Origin of the sequence: Sulfitobacter sp. HI0129, from assembly GCF_001635395.1 — a bacterium.
GTDB lineage: Bacteria > Pseudomonadota > Alphaproteobacteria > Rhodobacterales > Rhodobacteraceae > Sulfitobacter.
Window position 1 is genome coordinate 1 of the sequence record NZ_LWGH01000292.1, and the last position, 2,524, is coordinate 2,524.

At 63.3% G+C, this 2,524-nt stretch carries 4 protein-coding genes; 1 reads left to right on the top strand and 3 read right to left on the bottom strand.

Annotated features, from left to right (window positions below; all coding sequences use genetic code 11):
- On the bottom strand, positions 1-522 hold a 522-nt coding region (locus A3764_RS06455; RefSeq protein ID WP_150122093.1), incomplete at its 3' end, for an alpha/beta fold hydrolase.
- 48 nt (positions 523-570) lie between these two features.
- Between A3764_RS06455 and ubiG the strand changes: the two genes are divergently transcribed.
- Entirely contained in the window at positions 571-1,323 is a 753-nt protein-coding gene (gene ubiG, locus A3764_RS06460) for a bifunctional 2-polyprenyl-6-hydroxyphenol methylase/3-demethylubiquinol 3-O-methyltransferase UbiG (RefSeq protein WP_067923472.1), read from the top strand.
- Here ubiG and A3764_RS06465 read toward each other — a convergent pair.
- Positions 1,320-1,754, bottom strand: coding sequence for a MarR family winged helix-turn-helix transcriptional regulator (locus tag A3764_RS06465; RefSeq protein ID WP_067923470.1), 435 nt, complete (start codon positions 1,752-1,754; stop codon positions 1,320-1,322). The genes ubiG and A3764_RS06465 overlap by 4 nt on opposite strands.
- Positions 1,751-2,524, bottom strand: a 774-nt coding sequence (locus A3764_RS06470; RefSeq protein WP_067951349.1) for a carbon-nitrogen hydrolase family protein, incomplete at its 5' end; no start/stop codon positions are given. The genes A3764_RS06470 and A3764_RS06465, both read right to left, overlap by 4 nt.

Consider the following 2,524-nt stretch of genomic DNA (forward strand, 5'->3'; position numbering starts at 1 on the left):
CGGGTGTGATCGTTCAGGGCCGGTATGACATGATCTGCCCGCCCCGCCGCCGTAGAACCAGTCCAGCTCTCCCTTGGTCATCAGGAAGACCCCCCGTAGAACGAGGTTCCGCACCGGCTCGGGATGGGTTTCGGCATAGATCAGCGCCAGCGTCGCGCCCCAAGAACCGCCGAAGACGATCCACTCCTCGATGCCCAGCGTCTTGCGGATCAACTCGATATCGGCGACCAGATGCCACGTCGTATTGTCAGTGACCGAGGCATGGGGCCGCGACCGTCCGCAACCACGCTGATCGAACAGGATGACACGATACCGCGAGGGATCGAAATAGCGCCGCATGGACGGGCTGCACCCGCCACCCGGCCCGCCGTGCAACACCACAACGGGAATGCCATCGGGGTTGCCGCATTGTTCGACATAGATGTGATGCCCCTGCCCCACGGCCAGTGTGCGCTGGTCGTAGGGATCGATCGGTGGGTACAGATGCTGTGCCGCGCGCTTTTGATCGGGAATTTTGTCCATGTCCGCCCTATATAGTGTCGCGACCCAGAAGAGCATAGGGAATCCGGAATGCAAGCGCATCAGACAACTGTGGATCCGGCGGAAATCGCCAAGTTCGAAGCCATGGCAGCGGAGTGGTGGGATCCGGAAGGGAAATTCAAGCCGCTGCATATGCTGAACCCCTGCCGGCTGGACTACATCACCAGTCAGATCGCAGGCGAGTTCGGGCGCGACCTGTCAGCGCAGCGCCCCTTCGAGGGGCTGCGCATCCTCGATATCGGCTGCGGGGGCGGGCTGCTTGCAGAACCCATGGCGCGGCTGGGCGCGGACGTCGTCGGCGCGGACGCCGCCGAAGGGAACATTTCCGTGGCGCGGATCCATGCAGAGCAATCGGAGCTGGAGGTGGATTATCGCCACACTACCGCCGAGGCGCTGGCCCAGGCCGGGGAAACCTTCGATGTCGTGCTCAACATGGAGGTCGTGGAACATGTCGCCTCCCCCATCGACTACCTGACAGCCTGTCATGATCTGTTGAAACCCGGCGGGCTGCACATCTGCTCGACCCTGAACCGCAATCCGAAATCCTATGTGATGGCAATCATCGGGGCGGAGCATGTGATGCGCTGGCTGCCCAAGGGCACCCACGAATGGTCCAAGTTCATCACCCCCGATGAACTCTTCGATCTGCTGCGGCGCGCCGGTCTCACCCCCGTCGATCGCAAGGGATTCGTGTTCAACCCAGTCACATGGTCATGGCGGCTGTCGTCGCGCGATCTCAGCGTGAACTACGTGACGGCCAGCACGCGCCCCGAAACCGGCTAGGCCAGACGGCGGCGAATTTCGCGCAGGATCGGCAGGGCATCCCGCACCCGGTCCTCGCCCAGATCGTCGACCACCTGATTGATCATCGGCGTGATCGCGTCGACCGCCGCGTCGCGGGCCTGTCGGCCTGCCGGGCTGATGGCGACCATCTTCCGGCGGGCATCGTCCCAGTCGGGCCGAACATGGATATAGCCGGCCCATTCCAGCTTGGACAACGTGTTGGTCATCGCGCCGCGCGTGACATTGAAGGTCGCCGCCAGTTTCGCGGGGGAGCGTTCCTCCCCATGAAAGGCGAGCGCGTTCAGAACGGAAAAATGCGAAATCTCCATGCCCTTGGGCAGAACGCGCGACAATCGGTGCCGAACGGACTGATCGGCAGCCAGCAGTTCACTGAACAACTGGATCGCGAATATGTTGCGGTCTTCGCTCATGGCTGCGCAAAAGATCGACGGTTCGCCATGCTGGGCACCCGTCGGCGCGCTGTCTCCACTTCCTTGGGGTCGATTTCAAACATGTAGACCCCGGGCGCTTCGCCCGCGTCAAGCACAACCTCTCCCCAGGGGGCCACGACAAGGCTATGACCATAGGTGTCGCGGGTTTTGTTGGCGGCGCTTTGATGCGTGCCGGTCTGCGCGGGCGCCAGGACGAAGCACCCCGTTTCAATGGCCCGCGCGCGCAGCAGGGCATGCCAGTGAGCCGCGCCGGTAACGGGCGAAAACGCCGCCGGCACTGTCAGGATTTGGGCGCCAGCATCGACGAGCGCCTGATAAAGTTGCGGAAAGCGCAGGTCATAGCAGATGGACATCCCCAGCGTGCCCCAAGGCGTCTGCGCCACCACCGCCTGCGTGCCGGGGCGGTAGCCCGCCGATTCGCGGTAGGTTTCGGTTTCGTCGATTTCCACGTCGAACATGTGGATCTTGTCATAGCGCGCCTGAACCGCCCCGTCGGGATCGATCAGGAAGGACCGGTTGGCAAAGCGCCCGTCCGGATCCTCCGTCTGCAATCCGAGCGATCCGATCAGCAGCCAGATCCCATGGGCGTTGGCCTCTTCCCTCAACGCGGCGAGTGTTTCGTCCTCGCTTTCGGCCCGCAGGACCTTTGCCTGTTGCGCGCGGCTGGTGGAGACACAGTTCGTCACCTCCGGCGTCAGCACGAACTGAGCGCCCTGCGCCGCCGCATCGCGAAGATAATCCACCGTCCG

Excerpts from the sequence above, each read along its gene's own strand:
- ubiG (WP_067923472.1), top strand. The coding sequence starts at position 571 with ATGCAAGCGCATCAGACAACTGTGGATCCGGCGGAAATCGCCAAGTTC.
- A3764_RS06465 (WP_067923470.1), bottom strand. The coding sequence starts at position 1,754 with ATGAGCGAAGACCGCAACATATTCGCGATCCAGTTGTTCAGTGAACTG.